Annotated in this window: 18 protein-coding genes; 13 read left to right on the top strand and 5 right to left on the bottom strand. The window is 74.7% G+C overall.

From position 1 onward, the window contains the following. Positions 1–70: 70 nt before the first annotated feature. Entirely contained in the window at positions 71–520 is a 450-nt protein-coding gene (locus ACTWO6_RS26395; RefSeq protein WP_446216464.1) for a GNAT family N-acetyltransferase, read from the top strand. 33 nt (positions 521–553) lie between these two features. Here the strand turns inward: ACTWO6_RS26395 and ACTWO6_RS26390 are convergent, their stop codons facing one another. After that, positions 554–1,213 carry a DUF6766 family protein gene (locus ACTWO6_RS26390; RefSeq protein ID WP_446216463.1) on the bottom strand — a complete coding sequence of 220 codons (660 nt, stop codon included), beginning with the start codon at positions 1,211–1,213 and terminating at the stop codon, positions 554–556. 123 nt (positions 1,214–1,336) lie between these two features. After that, positions 1,337–1,819: a DUF4383 domain-containing protein gene (locus tag ACTWO6_RS26385; RefSeq protein ID WP_446216461.1), complete on the bottom strand. Its 483-nt coding sequence runs from the start codon at positions 1,817–1,819 to the stop codon at positions 1,337–1,339. Between the two features lie 199 nt (positions 1,820–2,018). Here ACTWO6_RS26385 and ACTWO6_RS26380 point away from each other — a divergent pair, with 199 nt between their 5' ends. From ACTWO6_RS26380 to ACTWO6_RS26370, 3 genes are read left to right on the top strand one after another with little or no spacing between them, the layout of a single operon-like run. Continuing rightward, positions 2,019–2,789 carry a hypothetical protein gene (locus ACTWO6_RS26380; protein ID WP_446216460.1) on the top strand — a complete coding sequence of 257 codons (771 nt, stop codon included), beginning with the start codon at positions 2,019–2,021 and terminating at the stop codon, positions 2,787–2,789. A gap of 31 nt (positions 2,790–2,820) precedes the next feature. Further along, on the top strand, positions 2,821–3,288 hold the full coding sequence (locus tag ACTWO6_RS26375; protein WP_446216458.1) for a phage holin family protein: 468 nt from the start codon (positions 2,821–2,823) through the stop codon (positions 3,286–3,288). Further along, positions 3,285–3,935 carry a DUF3618 domain-containing protein gene (locus ACTWO6_RS26370; protein WP_446216457.1) on the top strand — a complete coding sequence of 217 codons (651 nt, stop codon included), beginning with the start codon at positions 3,285–3,287 and terminating at the stop codon, positions 3,933–3,935. Before ACTWO6_RS26375 ends, ACTWO6_RS26370 begins: the two co-directional genes overlap by 4 nt. A gap of 29 nt (positions 3,936–3,964) precedes the next feature. Here ACTWO6_RS26370 and ACTWO6_RS26365 read toward each other — a convergent pair whose 3' ends face one another. Beyond that, positions 3,965–5,113 (bottom strand): glycosyltransferase, encoded by a 1,149-nt coding sequence (locus ACTWO6_RS26365; protein WP_446216456.1) that lies wholly within the window; start codon positions 5,111–5,113, stop codon positions 3,965–3,967. Between the two features lie 223 nt (positions 5,114–5,336). Between ACTWO6_RS26365 and ACTWO6_RS26360 the strand changes: the two genes are divergently transcribed. Continuing rightward, the gene (locus ACTWO6_RS26360) at positions 5,337–5,876 is read left to right on the top strand and encodes an SRPBCC family protein (RefSeq protein WP_446216455.1); all 540 of its coding nucleotides are present in this window, start codon (positions 5,337–5,339) and stop codon (positions 5,874–5,876) included. Positions 5,877–6,071: 195 nt separating this feature from the next. On the opposite strand, the gene ACTWO6_RS26355 is transcribed toward ACTWO6_RS26360, so the two are convergent. Beyond that, positions 6,072–7,319 carry a cytochrome P450 gene (locus tag ACTWO6_RS26355; RefSeq protein WP_446216454.1) on the bottom strand — a complete coding sequence of 416 codons (1,248 nt, stop codon included), beginning with the start codon at positions 7,317–7,319 and terminating at the stop codon, positions 6,072–6,074. 655 nt (positions 7,320–7,974) lie between these two features. Continuing rightward, complete coding sequence (locus ACTWO6_RS26350; RefSeq protein WP_130339129.1) at positions 7,975–8,193, bottom strand: DUF397 domain-containing protein; 219 nt, start codon at positions 8,191–8,193, stop codon at positions 7,975–7,977. Between the two features lie 66 nt (positions 8,194–8,259). Between ACTWO6_RS26350 and pepN the strand changes: the two genes are divergently transcribed. From pepN to ACTWO6_RS26310, 8 genes are all read left to right on the top strand, one after another. Further along, entirely contained in the window at positions 8,260–10,776 is a 2,517-nt protein-coding gene (pepN, locus tag ACTWO6_RS26345) for an aminopeptidase N (RefSeq protein WP_446216453.1), read from the top strand. Positions 10,777–10,891: 115 nt separating this feature from the next. Then, positions 10,892–11,488, top strand: coding sequence for a nicotinate-nucleotide adenylyltransferase (nadD, locus tag ACTWO6_RS26340; protein ID WP_446216452.1), 597 nt, complete (start codon positions 10,892–10,894; stop codon positions 11,486–11,488). Between the two features lie 110 nt (positions 11,489–11,598). Further along, positions 11,599–12,003 carry a ribosome silencing factor gene (gene rsfS / locus ACTWO6_RS26335; protein WP_446216451.1) on the top strand — a complete coding sequence of 135 codons (405 nt, stop codon included), beginning with the start codon at positions 11,599–11,601 and terminating at the stop codon, positions 12,001–12,003. Continuing rightward, complete coding sequence (locus tag ACTWO6_RS26330; protein ID WP_446216450.1) at positions 12,000–12,629, top strand: histidine phosphatase family protein; 630 nt, start codon at positions 12,000–12,002, stop codon at positions 12,627–12,629. Before rsfS ends, ACTWO6_RS26330 begins: the two co-directional genes overlap by 4 nt. 47 nt (positions 12,630–12,676) lie before the next feature. Continuing rightward, entirely contained in the window at positions 12,677–13,549 is an 873-nt protein-coding gene (locus tag ACTWO6_RS26325) for a DegV family protein (protein ID WP_446216448.1), read from the top strand. A 429-nt stretch (positions 13,550–13,978) separates the two neighbouring features. Then, on the top strand, positions 13,979–14,803 hold the full coding sequence (locus tag ACTWO6_RS26320; protein ID WP_446220770.1) for a helix-hairpin-helix domain-containing protein: 825 nt from the start codon (positions 13,979–13,981) through the stop codon (positions 14,801–14,803). Further along, entirely contained in the window at positions 14,800–17,211 is a 2,412-nt protein-coding gene (locus ACTWO6_RS26315; RefSeq protein WP_446216446.1) for a ComEC/Rec2 family competence protein, read from the top strand. Before ACTWO6_RS26320 ends, ACTWO6_RS26315 begins: the two co-directional genes overlap by 4 nt. Before the next feature lie 94 nt (positions 17,212–17,305). Beyond that, positions 17,306–17,779, top strand: coding sequence for a hypothetical protein (locus ACTWO6_RS26310; protein ID WP_446216445.1), 474 nt, complete (start codon positions 17,306–17,308; stop codon positions 17,777–17,779). Position 17,780: the final 1 nt, after the last annotated feature.

Below are 17,780 nucleotides of genomic sequence, written 5' to 3'. Positions count from 1 at the left end.
CTCGGCTCCGTCCGTGTTCGGGTCGTTGGCCGGAAACCTCCGCGAAATCCGCCCGGCTTAACGTGACGTGATGCTGATCGAATCCCGTCCCGCCACCGATCCCGAGATCGCCGCCCTGGTCACGGCCCAGCAGCGCGAGCTGCGGGCGGCCGACGGCGGGCTGGACGGGCAGGCGACGCTGACCCACGACAACATCCACTACCTGGCGGCGGTGGTCGGCGGGCGGGCCGTCGGCTGCGGTGGCCTCCAGGCCCTGGACGGCGACACCGGGGAGCTGAAGCGGATGTACGTCCGCCCGGCGTACCGGGGGCGGGGCATCGCCCGCCAGCTGCTGGCCGCCCTGGAGGAGCTGGCCTTCCAGCGCGGACACGCCGTGGTCTGCCTGGAGACCGGGACGTACCTGCCGGCCGCGATCGGGCTCTACACCTCCTGCGGATACGAGCCCATCCCGGTCTACGGCGAGTACGTCGGCAACCCGTACAGCGTCTGCTTCGCCAAGCGGCTGCCCGTCGCCGCCTGACGGCGGCCGAACCGGGCGGCGGTGGCGCCCCGGTCAGGCGCCGGTCTCGGCGTGGGCGGCGGTGACCGGCTTCGACTCGGGGCTGGCGTGCTGCCGCAGCACGATGCTGAGCAGGATCAGCACGCCGACGGCGAGGAACTCGCTCTGCCAGTTCTGCATGGACTGGAACCAGAAGTCGCTGGTGAGGAGGAACTGCCCGGCGCTGATCGGGGCGGCCCCGCTCTCCAGCGCCTGCTCCTGGTTGTACTCCGCCACGCCGCCGAAGAGGTGGCCGAGGAACGAGCCGGCGAAGATCAGCAGCAGCGCCAGGGAGAGGCTGTTGCGGTAGACGGCGAGGGGGAGCCCGCCGACGCGGACCGGCCAGGGCGAGTCCGGCTTCGCCCGGCGCGCGTCGTCGTCGGGCCGGTCGGTCTGGCCCTCGGGCTTCGACTCGGCCGAGCCCTTCTGTACCAGGTACGCGGTGAGCAGCACGTAGCCGCCCATCTGGAGGAACTCCGACTCCCAGTTCTCGAAGACCGCCTCGGCGAAGTGCCCGGTGCCGAGGTACGCCCACCAGCTCAGCGGGGCCGCGCCGTACTGAGCCAGTTCCTCGTTGTGGACCTGCCAGCCGAACACGCTCTGCATCACCAGGAAGATCAGGAACGCGCCGAGCATCGCGGCCGTGAGCGCGTTCTCCCGCAACCACCGTGGCATCGCCTGGCCTCCCTGCCGTCGGGTCACTCCCCGTGGTGATCCTCCGGTGCCCCGGGCGGGGATTCGCCAAACTCCGCCCGCGTGTGTCGGGCCACGGACCACCCGGCCGGGTGAAGGCACAGGTCAGGGGCGGTCGATCGGGTTGTCCAGCCGGCCGCCGGTGCCGACGTCGTTGGAGAGCAGCAGCCCCACCACGAGCATCCCGAAGCCGAGGAACAGGTGCAGCCAGTTGTCCGCGTCGTTGAAGGGCACGAAGTTGGCCGCGGTCTCCCGGTCGATCGCGAAGCCGTACAGCCAGAGGCCCAGGTAGGCGGCGCCGCCGCCGGCCAGGAAGAGCCGGGCCCCGGCGATCCGACGGGCGAGCACCAGCCCGCCCAGGCCGAAGAGCAGGTGCAGCAGGTTGTGCAGGATCGACACCTGGAACAGGCCGAGCAGCTTCGCCTCCGTGTGGTGCCCGGCGAAGGTCAGGTCACCGTAGTGCGTGGTGACCCCGGGGATGAACCCGAGCACGCCGAGCAGGACGAAGAGGGCGGCCACCGCGGCGGCGACCGCCTGGATCCGGGGCTTCGGGCCGGCCGGGGCGCGTCCGCGCACGTCACGTGCCATCGCTGTCACCTCCGTGGAGCAGCCGCCGCCCGGGACCGGACGACCCTCCATTGTGTGATCGCGCCGGGGCACTTCCGCAGAGAAATGACGAATCAGGCATGGACCCGGCGACCGGGGGTAGGTGAAAGGTCACGCCGACGGCACGTCGGCGTGATCCCCCCAGCACAACCGCTACGACCATCCGAGCGGAAGGGTAGTCATGACTTACGATCTCTCACCCACGTCCTCCACCCACGGGCAGGAGTCGACCAATGGCGGTGGCGTCCGCGACCAGGCCCGCCAGGTCGGCTCGGAGGCCGCGAACGCGGGCGGCGCGGTCGCGCAGACCGCCAAGGAGCAGGGCAGTGAGGTGGTGGGCGAGGCGAAGCGCCAGGCCCGCAACCTCTACGGCGAGGCCCGCAACCAGGTCGCCACCCAGACCAGCCAGCAGCAGCAGCGCGCCGCCGGCGGGCTCCGCTCGCTGGCCGAGGAGATGCGCTCGATGGCGCAGAACAGCGGTCAGCCCGGCCCGGTGACCGAGCTGGCCCACCAGGCCGCCGACCGGGTGCACGGCGTGGCCGGGTGGCTGGAGCAGCGCGAGCCGGGCGACATCCTCAACGAGGTGAAGGGCTACGCCCGCCGCAACCCGGGCACCTTCCTGGTCGGCGCCGCCGTCCTCGGCGTGCTCGCCGGCCGGTTGACCAAGAACATCGCCGCCACTGGCGACAACGACGCGTCCCGCCGGGCGTACGGCCCGGGCTTCGACCCGGACCGGACCGCGGTCATCCCGACCTCGCGCGCGGTGCCGGAGGCCGTGCCGCCGGGCAGCTACGCCGACCCGCAGACCGGCTACGCCGAGCCGGGCGGCTACACCGACCCGACCCGGGGCGGCTACGCCGACCCGCAGACCGGCACCGGCCAGCCGCTGCCGCCGGTGAGCCAGACCGACCCGCTGCCGGGCGTGCCGTCGAGCGGCGTGACCCGTCCGTGAGCGGCCGATCCGTCAGAAGGGAGGCGACGGCATGACCATGCCGACGCAGGGGTCCGGACTGGACTCCGGTTACCACGCGGAGGCGGGCGCCCCGCACACCGCGGACGAGGTCCGGGGGAGCTCCCTCGGTGAGCTGATGCGCTCCGTCACCGCCGACCTCTCCATGCTGATGCGGCAGGAGGTCGAGCTGGCCAAGGCGGAGATCCGCCAGGAGGGCAAGAAGGCGGGCAAGGCCGCCGGGCTCTTCGGCGGCGCCGGCTTCGGCGGTTACATGGTGGCGCTCTTCCTCTCGATCGCGCTCTGGGCCGGGCTGTCCAACGTGATGGACCCCGGCTGGGCGGCGCTGATCGTGGCCGTCATCTGGGCGGTCATCGCCGCGGTCCTCTACTCCATGGCCAAGAAGAACGCCGAGCGGATTCGCGGCCTCAAGCAGACCAACGACAGCGTGCAGCGCATCCCCAATGCGCTCAAGCCGCACCCGGAGGGAGTCACCCGATGAGCACCGACCCCGACCAGATCCGCCGGGAGATCGAGGCCACCCGTAACAGCCTCAGCTCGGACGTGGACGCGCTGGCGTACAAGGTCAGCCCGAGCCGCATCGTCGACGACCGCAAGCAGCGGGCGCGCAACGCGCTCCAGAATGTGAGGGACAAGGTCATGGGAACCGCCTCGGACTACGGCCACAGCACCGGTCACGCCGCCCAGTCGGTGGCCGACCACGCCTCCTCGGCGGCCTCCACCGTCGGCGACAAGGCGCACGCCGCCGCGTCGACCGTCGGCGACGCCGCCCACCGGGCCCCGCACCTGCTGCGGGAGAAGTCGGAGGGCAACCCGCTGGCCGCCGGCCTGATCGCGTTCGGCGTCGGCATGCTGGCCTCCTCGCTGATCCCGGCCACCCGCCGCGAGCAGCAGGTGGCGACGCAGGTCAAGGAGAAGGCCGGCGAGCACGCCGGCGCGGTGAAGGAGAAGCTGGGCGAGGTCGCCGGCGAGCTCCGGGACGAGCTGCGTGAGCCGGCCCAGCACGCCACCGAGTCGGTGCGCTCCACCGCCCAGGACGCCGTGCACGCGGTCAAGGACGACACCCGTTCGGCCGCGCAGGACGTCAAGGACACCGCGCAGCAGTCCCGCGACCAGGTCCGGTACTGACCAGGCTCTTCGTACGCCGCAGCTCGCGGTCACTCCCGGTCCGCCGGGGAGTGGCCGCGAGCTGTCGCGTGCGCGGGGACATCTCGGCCGCCGGCCTCCACCCACAGCACCAGGTCACCGGGGCCGTTCCCGGCCAGCCGGCGGCGCAGCGTCCGGCTGGAGTGCGCGGCGTCGCGCACCCGCGCGCCCGCGTGGGGCACGCCGCCGCGCCACCGCCGGCCCAGCGCGAGCCAGGAGCAGAGCCCGCGCTCCAGCACGAAGAGCGGGGCGGCCAGCGTGGTGTGCGCCGGGAAGACCCGGGCGCCGCCGGCCCGCCGGCGGCCCAGCTCGGCGACGGTCACCGTCGCCACGGCGGCACGCAGCAGCAGGCCGGGCCGGCGGGCGGCCAGCGCGGCCACCACGCCCGGCAGCACCGCCAGCGCGGCCACCAGCCGGAGCGGCTGGGCCTGGTCGTCGTACGCCTGCCGGACCCGCTGCGCGCGGAAGTGCCCGGCGGTCGGCGGGAGCCGGCGTACGTGCAGCCAGGCGGGGGTCGCCGTGCCGCCCCCGTACGCCCGCACGGTGCGGACCAGCTCCAGGTTCTCGAAGAGCACGTCCGGGTCGTACCCGCCCATCGCGCGGAAGGTGCTCCGGCGCACCGCCATGGTGCCCGGCCAGTCGCCGCCGAGCGCCCGGTTGAGCAGGGTCCGGCCGGTGTCCCACCAGGCGGGCCAGGGCAGCGGGTCGAAGTGGTTCTGCGGCCGGACCAGGTCCACCCGGTCCAGCAGCGCGTGCACCGCGCGCAGCCCGGCCTCGTCGTACCGGACGTCGTCGTCGGCGATCACCACGTGTTCGTGCCGGGCCAGGCCGAGCCCGGTCAGCGCCCCGAGCGCCTTGCCGTTGGCGCCGTGCAGCGCGGGGTCGGGCGGGACGTGCCGGACGAGGTCCCGCCAGGCGGCGGCGTGCCGGGCGAAGAGCTCCGGCGGGGAGCCGTCGACCACGGTGACGTCCACCCACCGGGCGAGGTCGCGCAGGTGGTCGGTCAGCCCGGTCAGGCCGGTGTCGTCGGACCGGCGCAGCGGCAGGACGTACTCGACGGGGAGCCGACCGGGCCGCGGGCCGCCCGGCGCGGCGGTCGCGGCACCGGCGACCGGGGCCGGCGCGACCGCCGCGTGCTGATCGTGGGCCGGGGCGCTCATGACGACCCCGGGGCGAACGGGGGGGTCGCCCGGCGGCCGGCGTGCTGGCCGGGTCGACGGTGATCGAAGGTCATGCTGCCTCCCGGAGGAACGCGGGGACGGGGCCGACGGGTGCCCTAATTTCTGCCAATCAAACCGATTTGTCGTTTCGACGCCTCCGTGCCGGGTAGCGCTGCGGGATGCGGGCGGTCCATCCCTGGACGCCCGGGGTGGAGGAGACGTGATGACCAGCAGAGGAACGAGGTGGGCGCTGGCCGGCGCGGCCGTGGCGGCCGCGGTCGGTGTCGGCCGGATGGTGGCCCGGCGGCGGCGTCCGCTCCAGGCCGAGCGGGCGGACGGCTGGTACGTCGTCCAGCGGGGAATCACCGTGGACCGCCCGATGGACGCTGTGATCGGCTTCTGGACCGACCGGGAACGGCTGGACCGGGCGCTGGCCGAGTGGGCGACCCTGGAGCAGCTCGACGACAACCGGTGGCGCTGCGTGGCGAGCGACCCGGCCGGCGGCGGCACCGAGTGGCGCGCCGAACTCACCGTCGACGGCCCGGGCCGGCTGAGCTGGCGAGTCACCGAGGGGCCGGTGGTCCAGCAGGGGCAGGCTGAGCTGGTCCCCGCCCCGCAGGACCGGGGCACCGAGATCCGGACCGAGCTGCGCTGGCGGTCCAACCCGGTCCGCCGGGCCCTGGGGCGGACCACCGGCCACGACCCGGAGGTGGGGCTGCGGGACACGCTGCGCCGGATCAAGTCGCTGGTCGAGGCCGCCTGACGCGGTCGATTCGTTAGCGGGCGGCGGGGGTACAGCACTCGCCATGTCCGCGCAGAACGAGGAGAACCCGTCCCGTGCCGGCACCGCCGGCAGAGCAGTCCTGCGAGCAGGAGACGGCGATCCAGCTCAAGTGGCTGCGTACCCGGGTGAAGCAGAGCGTCCCCCAGGCGCTGGTGGTGGCGGAGTGAGCCCGGCTCAGGCGGTGCGCCGGACGCCGTCGATCAGCAAGCCGCTCGGCGGCTGGGCGGTCATCCGGCGCAGGCTGAGCGCCAGGTCCTGCGGTGGCACCCGGTAGCTCATGGCGGTGGTCAGGTTGGTCACCGCGCGCTTCACCAGCTCGATGGTGATCCACTCTCCGGCGCAGCGGTGGCCGGTGAGGTGGTCCCCGCCGCCCTGCGGGACAAGGCTGAACGGGTCGCCGCGCCAGCCGGCGAACCGGTCGGGCCGGAACTGCTCCGGCCCCGGCCACAGCTCCGGGTGGTGGTTGGTGCCGTAGAGGTCGAGCAGCACCCGCCGCCCCTGGGGGAAGTGGTGCCCCGCCCACTCGAAGGGGCGCCGGACCCGGGCCGCCGCCACCGCGAAGAGGGGGTAGTAGCGGCGGACCTCCTGCACGAAGCTCTCGGTGGCCGCCTCGTCGCCACGGACCCGTTCCCGCCAGTGGGGATGGTCGTGCAGCGCCAGCGCGGCGAAGACCACGAAGCGGCCCACGGCGACGGTCGGGCGGATGAGGTTCAGCAGGTCGACCGCGGCGATCCGGCGGGGCAGCGGGCGGCCCCGGTCGTCCCGGTGCTCGGCGATCACCCGCAGTGCGCTGCCCTCCGGGGCGGGCAGGGTGCCCGTTCGGGCGCGGTCGACGACGTCGCCGGCCCACCGTTCGCCGCGGCGGCGGCCGAGCCGGCCCCGCAAGTACCGGGGGCCGACCGCGGCCGGCCCCTCGATCATCGCGTGCAGCTCGGCGGTCCGCCGGGCCACGTCCGAGTCGGCCAGCGGCACCCCGGCCCAGGCGCAGACCGCCCGGGTGAGCATCCGGGCGACCTCGTCGTGGAGCACCACCGGGCCGGAGCGTTCCCAGGTCGGGATCCGGGCCCGCCACTCGTCGTCGAAGAGCTGGCCGAGCTGGCGGATCGCGACCGGCGTCATGACCGACATCAGCATCGCCTTCCGGGCCCGGTGCGCGGCGTCGTCCAGCCCCTGCACCCCGCCGACCCCGGTGAGCGTCCGCTGCGCGCGCATCGGCATGGCCCCCCGTCGGCGGAAGCGCTCGTTGTCGTAGAAGAGCTCCGCGGCGGGGCGGCCGCGCAGGCAGATGGTCGGTTCCAGCAGCAGCCGGGTCTGGAAGATGTCGCTGCCGTACCGCTCGCAGCGCTTGCCGATGAACCGGTAGCCCTCCCGAAGGAACGCCAGCGTGCTGTCCGGGCTGCGGTCGACGGGAATGCTGCTCATCTGCTGCTCCTGACCTGGTCGGCAGCGGCTCGGCCGCCTGCGTCTACCCACGCACAGCCGGCTGAACCGCCCATCATCACCGAATTCACACCCCCTGGGAGGGGCCAGCCGGCGCTCGTCGCGCTGGCCCCTCCCAGGGCGACCGAAATCTGTTTGGCTGCCGGCACGAGAGGCCGGCCGCGGGGCCGGACCGACGACGGGAGGACGGATGCGGGAGAACAGGGCGCTGCACTGGCGGCGGCGGATGGTCGACGCGCTCGGCGCCGGGCTGGACCGGGGCGGGGTGGGCGGACCGGACGTGCCGCTGCTCGCGCCGCCGCGCCGCGGGCCGAGGCCGCCCCGGCACTTCACCGTGCACCTCGGCTTCCACGCCGACGACACTGACCGGGCCCGGGAGCTGGCGGTGGCGTACGCCGAGGCGCTGAGCCTGCTCCGCCCCGAGTTGGCGCTCGGTGCGGCCGCGCTCTCGCCCGCCGATTCCTGGCAACGGGCCGAACGGCTGTTCTGCGGCGCGGTCGGGCCGGACGGCGAGCGGTGCGTCGACGTCGCCGGCCACCCGGGCTTCCACCACGCCCCCGGCCCCGGCGGTCTCGGGTGGGGCGACGGCGATCCGCCGCGGATGTGGCGCACCAACCCCGGCGGCGGAGCGCCGCGGTCAGTCCAGGTCGAACTCGCCGTCCTGGGCGCCTGCGACGAACGCGTCCCATTCGGCCTGAGTGAAGACCAGCACCGGTCCGTCCGGCTCGGCCGAGTTGCGCATGCCGATCAGGTCGCCGACGAAGGCCACCTCGACCGCGCTGTCGGAGGTGTCGCCCTCGGCCCGCTGCCAGACCGCCCGGGTGAGGTCGAAGTCGCCCTTGGGGTGCTGACCCATCGTTGTGCCTCCATCGCCACGCGTCACGGGGAGCCGCTCCGGATCCCCATCGGGCAGGATAAGCGGATGCCGAGCCTGAGCCGTGTAGAGGCGACCGCGCGTGGCGCGTTGATAACCGTCGAGTCCTACCAGGTGGACCTCGACCTGACCGGTGCCGGCGAGCGGTTCCGCTCCGCCGTCACGATCCGGTTCCGGGCGACCCCCGGCGCCGAGACCTTCGCCGAGGTCAAACCCGCCAGACTCCTGGCGGTACGCCTCAACGGCCGGGACCTCGACCCGGCCGCGCTGGCCGACGACCGGCTGCCGCTGACCGGCCTGGCCGAGGAGAACATGCTGACGGTCGACGCCGAGATGGCGTACTCGAACACCGGCGAGGGGATCCACCGCTTCGTCGACCCGGCCGACGGCGAGACGTACCTGTACGCCATGTCCTTCCTCGACGACGTGCAGCGCATCTTCGCCGCGTTCGACCAGCCGGACCTGAAGGCGCCGGTCACGCTCTCGGTCACCGCCCCGCCGGAGTGGACGGTCGCGGCCAACGGCCAGCTCGCCGCCCGGCCCGCGCCCGGGCGGTGGGAGTTCGCCCCGACCGCGCCGCTGGCGACGTACTTCTTCACGCTGATCGCCGGCCCGTGGCACGTCCGGCACGACGAGCACGACGGCATCCCGCTCGGCGTCTACTGCCGGCGTTCCCTCGCCGCCCACCTGGACGCCGACGCGGACGAGATCTTCACCGTCACGAAGCAGTGCCTCGACCGGTTCCACCAGCTCTTCGCCGAGCGCTACCCGTTCGGCAAGTACGACCAGGCGTTCGTGCCCGAGTTCAACGCCGGCGCGATGGAGAACCCGGGCCTGGTCACCCTCCGGGACGACTACGTCTTCCGCTCCGCGGTCACCGACACCCAGCGGGAGCTGCGCGCCACCACCATCGCCCACGAGATGGCGCACATGTGGTTCGGCGACCTGGTGACCATGCGCTGGTGGGACGACCTCTGGCTGAACGAGTCCTTCGCGGAGTACCTGGGCACCCGGGTGACCGCCGAGGCGACCCGCTTCGACCAGGCGTGGACGACCTTCGCCATGCGCCGCAAGGCCTGGGGGTACGCGGCCGACCAGCGGCCCTCCACCCACCCGGTCGCGCCGGAGGAGGTCGCGGACGCCGCGCAGGGGCTGCTCAACTTCGACGGCATCTCGTACGCCAAGGGCGCCAGCGTGCTGCGGCAGCTCGTCGCGTGGCTCGGCGACGACGTCTTCCTCGCCGGGCTGAACGCCCACTTCGCCGCCCACCGCTTCGGCAACGCCACCCTGGCCGACCTGCTCGCCAGCCTCAGCGCCGCGAGCGGGCGGGACCTCACCGACTGGGCCGAGCGCTGGCTGCGCCGCCCCCAGGTGAACACCCTGCGGATGGAGACGGCGGTGGACGCCGGCGGCCGGTGGACCGAGGCGACGGTGGTGCAGACCGCGCCGGACGAGTACCCGGTGCTGCGGCCGCACCGCATCGGCGTGGGCCGGTACGCCGCCGACGGGACGGCGAGCCGGTTCGAGGTGGACCTCGACCCGGACGTCGACAAGGGTCGTACCGAGCTGACCGGGCTGGTCGGCGAGGCCGCCACCGGCCTGCTGCTGCCCAACGCCGGTGACCTGACCTTCGCCAAGATCCGCCTCGACCCGGCCTCTGCCGACGCGGTGCCGGCGGTGCTGCCGGGGCTGGCCGACCCGCTGGCCCGGGCGCTGCTCTGGGGCGAGGCGCTCGACGCGGCCACCGACGGCGAGCGGCCGGTCGCCGCCGTGGTGGCGTTGATCGCGGCGGCGCTGCCCGCCGAGACCGAGGTGATCATCGCGGAGGACGTGCTCACGCTCAGCCGCGGCCTGATCGACCGCTACCTGGACCCGCTGGCCCGGGACGCCGCCCTGCTCCGGGTCGCCGGGGCCTGCGCCACGCTGCTCGCCGGGGCGTCGGCCGGCGGGTCGCTCCAGCTCGCCGCGGCCCGGGGCCTGATCTCATCGACCACCGACGCCGCGCTGCTCACCGGCTGGCTGGCCGGCGACGGCGTGCCGGAGGGGCTCGCCGTGGACGCCGACCTGCGCTGGGCGCTGCTGCTGCGCCTGGTGGTGCTCGGCGCGGCCGGCGAGCCGGAGATCGCCGCCGAGGCGGCCGCCGACCGCAGCGCCACCGGGGCGGAGCGGGCCGCCAGCTGCCGCGCCGCGCTGCCCGACCCGGCCGCCAAGCGGGCCGCCTGGGAGATCGTCACGGTCAACGCCGAGCTCTCCAACCGTCTCGTGGAGGCGACCGCGGAGGGCTTCTGGCAGCCGGAGCAGGCCGAGCTGACCGCCCCGTACGTCGAGCGGTACTTCGCCGACATGCCGGCCGCCGCGCGGCTGCGTACCCCCTGGACCGCCGACCGGGTGGCGACCCTGGCCTTCCCGCGCTACGCCGTGGCGCAGCCCACCCGGGAGCTGGCCGCGGCCCTGCTGGCCCGCGACGACCTCACCCCGGGGTTGCGCCGGCGGGTCACCGACATGGACGACGACCTGCGCCGCGCGCTGGTCGCCCGGACGGCGGTGGCCGCCGCGGGGGCCTGATCGGGGTCGGGGTCGGGCTCGCCGCGAGCCCGGCGGGGCCCCGGAGGCGACCGGTGATCGGGAGGCTCCGGCGGGCCCGCCCGGCGGTCATCCGGCACCGGCCTACGATCGCGGGGTGGAGGAAGACATCCGGCGGATCGGGATCATGGGCGGGACGTTCGACCCGATCCACCACGGGCACCTGGTCGCGGCCAGCGAGGTGGCGGACCGGTTCGAGCTGGACGAGGTGGTCTTCGTTCCCACCGGCCAGCCGTGGCAGAAGGCCGACGAGCCGGTCAGCCCGCCCGAGGACCGGTACCTGATGACGGTCATCGCCACCGCCTCCAACCCGCGGTTCCAGGTCAGCCGGGTGGACATCGACCGGGGCGGCCCGACCTACACCGTCGACACGCTGCGCGACCTGCACGCCGAGTACGGCCCGAAGGTGCAGCTCTTCTTCATCACCGGCGCGGACGCGCTGGAGCGGATCCTCTCCTGGAAGGATCTGGACGAGATCTTCGAGCTGGCCCACTTCATCGGGGTGACCCGGCCGGGCTTCGAGCTGTCGGACCAGCACCTGCCCGCCGACACGGTGAGCCTGGTGCAGGTGCCGGCGATGTCGATCTCCTCCACGGACTGCCGGGCACGGGTGCGCCGGGGCGAGCCGGTCTGGTACCTGGTGCCGGACGGTGTGGTGCAGTACATCGCCAAACGGCGCCTCTACCAGGAGTGATATCGCCGGCAATGGGCGCGTTCGTCCCCGTAATCGACCAGAACTCATAAGTCGTCGCCCGGCCGGGTATGAGACGCTTGGAGGGTCGCACGGTTGATCGAAGGAGAACGGTGACAGTTTCCGAACGCGCTTACGAGCTGGCGATGGCCGCCGCCCAGGCCGCGGCCGACAAGAAGGCCGAGGACATCGTCATCATCGACGTGGGCGACCAGCTCGCGATCACCGACGCGTTCCTGGTCGCCTCGGCCCCCAACGAGCGTCAGGTGCTGGCCATCGTCGACGCCATCGAGGAGCGCCTGCTCGGGCTCCCGGAGAAGGCCAAGCCGCTGCGCCGCGAGGGCGAGCGGGGCGGCCGCTGGGTGCTGCTCGACTACGTCGACATGGTGGTGCACGTCCAGCACACCGAGGAGCGCGAGTTCTACGCCCTCGACCGGCTCTGGAAGGACTGCCCGCAGATCCCGTTCGTGGACCGGGACCTGGCCGACTCGGCCGCCGGCACCGCCGCCGCGGAATGACCCGCCTGATCATCTGGCGGCACGGCAACACCGACTGGAACGCCGCCAGCCGGGTCCAGGGGCAGACCGACGTACCCCTAAACGACCTCGGCCGGGAGCAGGCGCGGACTGCCGCGCCGCTGCTCGCCGGGCTGCGCCCGGACGCCATCGTGGCCAGCGACCTGTGCCGGGCGGTCGACACCGCCGCGGCGCTCGCCGCGCTGACCGGGCTGCCGGTACGCACCGACGCCCGGCTGCGCGAGCGGTACTTCGGCCTGTGGCAGGGTCTCTCCCTGAGCGAGGTCGCCGAGCGCTTCCCCGACGAGTACGCCCGCTGGCGGGCCGGCGACCCCGATCCGGGCGCGGAGATCGAGACTCTTGACGATCTCGGCAAGCGGATCGGCGCGGCCTTCCAGGACGCGGCCGACCTGGCCGCCGGTGGGCCCGTCGTGGTCGCCACCCACGGTGGCGGGGCCCGCCAGGGCGTCGGGCACCTGCTCGGCTGGGACCACGCGGTGCTGCGCAGCCTCGGCTCCCTCTCCAACTGCCACTGGACCGAGCTGCGCCATGACGACGTCCGGGGCTGGCACCTGCGCGCCCACAATGTCGGCCTGATCACGCAGCCGGCGCTGACCGAGGCGGTCTGACCGGACGGCCCACGCACGCCGCGACGACATCGGCTAGCGTGCCGGGCATGCCCGTCGCGGTCGTCACCGACTCCACCGCCTACATCCCGCCCGAGCTGGTGCGGGCGCACCGGCTCACCGTCGTCCCGCTGACCGTCGTGCTCAACGGGGCCGAAGGGCTGGAGGGGGTGGAGATCTTCCCGGCCGACGCCACCCGGGTGCTGGGCGGTCGGCGGGTCTCGGTGAGCACCTCCCGGCCGTCACCGGAGCAGTTCGCGCAGGTCTACCGTTCGCTGCTCGCCGGGGGCGCCGACGGGGTCGTCTCGGTACACCTCTCCGCCGAGCTCTCCGGCACGGTCGAGGCGGCCCGGTTGGCCGCCGCCGAGATCGGCGACCGGGTCGCGGTGGTCGACAGCCGCTCCACCGGGATGGGCCTCGGTTTCCCGGTGCTTGCCGCCGCCGCGGCCGCCGACCGCGGCGCCGACCTCGCCGCCGTACGGCAGGCCGCGCTGGACACGGTCGAGCGGACCACCACCTTCTTCTACGTCGACACGCTGGAGTTCCTGCGCCGGGGTGGCCGGATCAACGCCGCCGAGGCGCTGTTCGGCACCGCCCTGTCGGTCAAGCCGATCATGCACATGCCGGACGGCGCGATCGTCGTCAAGGACAAGGTGCGCACCGCCAGCCGGGGCGTGGCCCGCCTGGTGGACCTGGCCGTCGAGGCGGCCGGCGACGCCGAGGTGGACCTCGGCGTGCACCACCTCGCCGCACCGCAGCGCGCCGAACAACTGGTCGTGGCGCTCACCGACCGGCTCGACGACCGGCTGCACGACACGCACGTCTCCGAGGCCGGCGCGGTGGTCGCCGCGCACGCCGGGCCGGGCCTGGCCTGCGTGGTGGTCCACCGCCGACCCGGGCCGGACCCGTCGCCGGAGGGCTGACCGCCCACCTGGTGACCGGCGGGTCCGCCTGTTACCACGTCGCCGCATGATCAGGGCGTTGTCCACAGGGGACGCCTTCGTCCACAGGGGGCACGCGGGGGCCTGAGCGCCGCCGCCTGCCCGCCCTAGCCTCGCGTCGTGTCAGATGACCAGGAGAGCAGGGTACGGCAGCGGCTGTCCCGCCTGTTCGACCCGTCGCCGACTGTCACGGCCGACCCGCATCCGGACTCGCCGACGTCCACCGACCACCACCGGATCGGTCCCGACCGGGCGGCTCACCCCCGCCCTCGGCCGGCCGATCCGGCGGCCGCGATCGATCCGGACTGGCCGACGTTCGACCTGCTTCCCCCGACCCGGTTCGAGCGGCCCCTGCCGGACCCGTTCCCCGAACCGGTCCCGGCCGCCCGGTCGGAGGAGTCGCCCGGCTCGATCCCGCCGGAGCTGCGCGGACCGTCGAACGCCGGCCCGCGCCGCCTGTCCGGTCCGCGCCGTTCGTCCCCAGCCCAGGTCGCCGTGGGGAATCAGTTCATCCTCTCCCCGGCCCCGGAGCGGCTCACCTCGTCCCCCGACGGAGGCGACGAGGAACCCGAGCGCCGGCCCTCTCTGCTGCCCGGCCCCGGCGCGTTCGACCCTGGGCGACGCGGAGTGCGGGCCCTGGCCGCCGTCGCCCTGGTCGTGGTGCTCGGTGCCGCACTCTGGGCCTGGCGGTCCCGGCCGCACGCCGAGCCCGTCCGGCCTGTGTCGACGGTCGCCGCGCCGGCCGCGCCGGAGCCGTCCCCGGCCGGCTCGTCCGGTGCGGCGAACGGCCAACTCGTGGTCGCGGTCGCCGGCAAGGTACGCCGCCCCGGCCTGGTCCGGGTGCCGGCGGGCTCCCGGGTCGCCGACGCCGTCGAGGCGGCCGGGGGCGCGCTGCCCGGCGTGGACGTGGCCCTGCTCAACCCGGCGCGCAAGGTCACCGACGGGGAGCTGATCCTGGTGGGCGTCGCCGCCCCGCCCGGCGCCGCCGGTCAGCCCGCCGCCGGTGGGGCGGCCGGGCCGGCGGCCGGCGGGGCGGCACCAGCCGGCCCGGTCAACCTCAACACCGCCACCCTGGCCCAGCTCGACGCCCTGCCCGGGGTCGGCCCGGTGCTCGCCCAGCGGATCCTCACCCACCGCGAGCAGCACGGCGGCTTCCGGTCGGTGGCGGACCTGCGCCAGGTCGAGGGCATCGGCGACGCCCGGTATGAACAGCTCAAGGACCTGGTGACGGTGTGACCGCCCGCCGGAACGCCGCCCCAGAGCCGGCGGTCGGCGCCGGGACGGGGGAGACCGCCCCGGACCTGAGGTTGGCCGGGCTGGCCGTCGCCGCGTGGCTCGCCGCCCTGGCCGGACTGCACTTCACCGCAGCGGTGACGACCGCGCTGGCCGCCGTCGCCGCCATTCTCGCCGTCCTCGTCGGCGTCCATCTGCTCGGCGTCCTCGGGCGTCCGGCCGCTCCGGTCCGCCGGCACGGCTGGGTCGTCGTCGCCGTGCTGATCGGAGTGGTCTGCGGGGCGAGCGCGACCGCCGCCCGCCTGGTGGTCCGCGACGCGGCCCCCATTCGGGAACTGGTGGACGAGCGGGCCCTGGTCACCGTGGAACTGATCGTCCGCGACGACCCGCGGCCCGTCCGGGGCGCCGCCGGCCGGCCGGCGACCCTCCTGGTCCGGGCCGACCTCGAACGCCTCACCGCTCGGGACGGCCGGCGGCTGGCCGGACCCGTTCGCAGCCTGGTGCTGGCCACCGACCCGACCTGGCGGCGGCTGCTGCCCGGGCAGCGGGTGGGCGCGCAGGGGCGGTTGACCGCGCCGCGCGGCGGCGACCTGACCGCCGCGGTCCTCACCGTGACCGGTCCGCCCGCTCCGCACGGTCCGCCGCCGTGGCTCCAGCGCGCGGCCGGCACGCTCCGCGCCGGCCTGCAACGCGCCTGCGAGCCGCTGCCGGACGAGCCGGGCGGTCTGCTGCCCGGGCTGGTCGTCGGGGACGCCAGCCGACTGACGCCCGCCGTCGAGGCGGACTTCCGGGCCACCGGCATGACCCACCTCAACGCGGTCTCCGGCTCGAACGTCGCGATCGTGGTCGGCGCGGTGCTGCTGCTCGCCCGCTGGGCCCGGGCCGGTCCCCGGGCGGCCGTCCTGGCGTGCGCGCTGGCCCTGATCGGCTTCGTCATCCTGGTCCGACCGTCGCCGAGCGTGGTCCGGGCCGCCACGATGGGGGCGATCGGCCTGGCCGCGCTCGCCGCCGGCCGACCCCGGGCCGCGCTGCCCGCCCTCTGCGCCGCGGTCACCGTGCTGGTGCTGGTCGACCCGGAGCTGGCCGGCGACCCCGGTTTCGCCCTCTCCGTGCTCGCCACCGCCGGGCTGCTGCTGCTCGCCCCCGGCTGGCGGGACGCGCTGCGCCGGCGGGGCGTACCGGTGGGGCTGGCCGAGGCGCTGGCGGTGCCGGCGGCCGCCCAGCTCACCTGCGGCCCGGTGGTCGCCGGCATCTCCGGGACGATCAGTCTCGTCGCCGTGCCCGCCAACCTGCTGGCGGTGCCGGCCATCGCACCGGCCACCGTGCTCGGCGTCGCCGCCGCCGTGGTGTCGCCGGTCTGGCCGGCCGGCGCCGAGTTCGCCGCCTGGCTGGCGAGCTGGCCGGCCCGCTGGCTGGTGACCGTGGCCGGGCACGGGGCGGGGCTGCCGGCCGGGACGCTGCCCTGGCCCGGCGGGGTGACCGGGGCACTGCTGCTGGCCGGGCTCACCGTGGCGCTGCTGCTCGCCACCCGGCGTCCGCTGGTCCGGCGGCTCGTCGCGGTGTGCGCCGTCGCGGTGGTGCTCGGCACGCTGCCCGTCCGGCTGCTGGCCGGTGGCTGGCCGCCGCCCGGCTGGGTGGTGGTGGCCTGCGCGGTGGGGCAGGGCGACGCGTTGGTGCTGCCGGTCGCCGCCGGTCGGGCGGTGGTCGTCGACGCCGGGCCCGACCCGGCCGGTGTGGACGGCTGCCTGCGCCGGCTCGGCGTACGCGAGGTGCCGCTGCTGGTGGTCAGCCACTTCCACGCCGACCACGTCGGCGGCGTCGCCGGGGTGTTCCGGGGCCGGCGGGTGGCGGCCGTGCTGACCCCGCAGTGGTCGGAGCCGGCCTTTGGGGTGTCCCAGGTACGCGGCGCCGCACTGGCCGGTGCGGCGGGGCTGCGTACCGCGCCGGTGGGCTGGAGCTGGCGGGCCGGGGGAGTGGAGCTGGTCGCGCTCGGCCCGCCCTACCCGGTGCGGGGCAGCCGGTCGGACCCGAACAACAACTCCCTGGTGCTTGCCGCCACCGTGGCCGGGGTGCGGATCCTGCTGCTCGGCGACGCCGAGACCGAGGAGCAGCGGGCGTTGCGGGAGGCGCTGCCGTCGGGCGCGTTCCGGGCCGACGTGCTGAAGGTCGCCCATCACGGCTCGGCGTACCAGGACCCGGAGCTCCTCGACGCGGTCCGTCCCTCCGTCGCGCTGGTGTCGGTGGGCGCCCGGAACGACTACGGGCACCCCAACCCCGGGCTGCTGGCCCGGCTGTCCCGCGCCGGCGCCCGGGTGCTGCGGACCGACACCGACGGGGACCTCGCGGTGGTCCGGGACCGGCACGGGCTGGCGGTGGTGGCTCGCGGCACCCAACCGGGCCGGCAGTCCTGACGCCTCGAGCTGGCGCTCAGTTTCCCTGCAGCGCAGTGGCATCCGACAGTGCGCGGCGGAGAAATGACGGGGCGTACTACTAGCTTCTGCGGCCATGAGGCGTGTCGTGCTGGACTGCTGCGGCGTGGATCCGCTGGTGGATCTCCCGGGAGCCTTCGACGTGGTGAGGCAGGCCGTGGAGACGGGGAAGCTTGAGCTACTGGCCACCCACGTTCTACAGGAAGAGATCGCGGCCACCGGGGACGCGGACAAGCGCGCGAGGCTCCAGGCCGTGGCGGATCTAGCCACCAAGGTCCCCACTGGCGCGTTCATCCTGGGTACTTCGGAGCTTGATCAAGCACGCCTAAGCGATGACACGGAGTCGATCGACGTCCTGAGAGTTGGCCGGACTGATGGCAAGTACACGAACGACGCCCTGATTGCCGCCACGAGCATGTACGAGGGGTGCGCGTTGGTGACCGCCGAGGAAAGGGGCCTCCGGTTCAGGGCGTTGAAGCTGGGCATCGAAGTGCTCCGCCCGCGTGAGCTGCTGGCCGAACTTGGCTACCGAGCGCCGGAGCCGGCGTAGC

The organism is Micromonospora sp. IBHARD004 (genome assembly GCF_052814115.1).
This window is presented reverse-complemented; position numbering and strand designations above follow the sequence as displayed.

Coding starts and splice junctions, on each gene's coding strand:
- ACTWO6_RS26310 (WP_446216445.1), top strand. CDS start 17,306: ATGAGGCGTGTCGTGCTGGACTGCTGCGGCGTGGATCCGCTGGTGGAT.
- ACTWO6_RS26380 (WP_446216460.1), top strand. CDS start 2,019: ATGACTTACGATCTCTCACCCACGTCCTCCACCCACGGGCAGGAGTCG.
- ACTWO6_RS26325 (WP_446216448.1), top strand. CDS start 12,677: ATGCCCGTCGCGGTCGTCACCGACTCCACCGCCTACATCCCGCCCGAG.
- ACTWO6_RS26355 (WP_446216454.1), bottom strand. CDS start 7,319: ATGAGCAGCATTCCCGTCGACCGCAGCCCGGACAGCACGCTGGCGTTC.
- ACTWO6_RS26360 (WP_446216455.1), top strand. CDS start 5,337: ATGACCAGCAGAGGAACGAGGTGGGCGCTGGCCGGCGCGGCCGTGGCG.
- ACTWO6_RS26370 (WP_446216457.1), top strand. CDS start 3,285: ATGAGCACCGACCCCGACCAGATCCGCCGGGAGATCGAGGCCACCCGT.
- ACTWO6_RS26350 (WP_130339129.1), bottom strand. CDS start 8,193: ATGGGTCAGCACCCCAAGGGCGACTTCGACCTCACCCGGGCGGTCTGG.
- pepN (WP_446216453.1), top strand. CDS start 8,260: ATGCCGAGCCTGAGCCGTGTAGAGGCGACCGCGCGTGGCGCGTTGATA.
- ACTWO6_RS26390 (WP_446216463.1), bottom strand. CDS start 1,213: ATGCCACGGTGGTTGCGGGAGAACGCGCTCACGGCCGCGATGCTCGGC.
- ACTWO6_RS26395 (WP_446216464.1), top strand. CDS start 71: ATGCTGATCGAATCCCGTCCCGCCACCGATCCCGAGATCGCCGCCCTG.
- ACTWO6_RS26385 (WP_446216461.1), bottom strand. CDS start 1,819: ATGGCACGTGACGTGCGCGGACGCGCCCCGGCCGGCCCGAAGCCCCGG.
- ACTWO6_RS26330 (WP_446216450.1), top strand. CDS start 12,000: ATGACCCGCCTGATCATCTGGCGGCACGGCAACACCGACTGGAACGCC.
- ACTWO6_RS26365 (WP_446216456.1), bottom strand. CDS start 5,113: ATGAGCGCCCCGGCCCACGATCAGCACGCGGCGGTCGCGCCGGCCCCG.
- ACTWO6_RS26375 (WP_446216458.1), top strand. CDS start 2,821: ATGACCATGCCGACGCAGGGGTCCGGACTGGACTCCGGTTACCACGCG.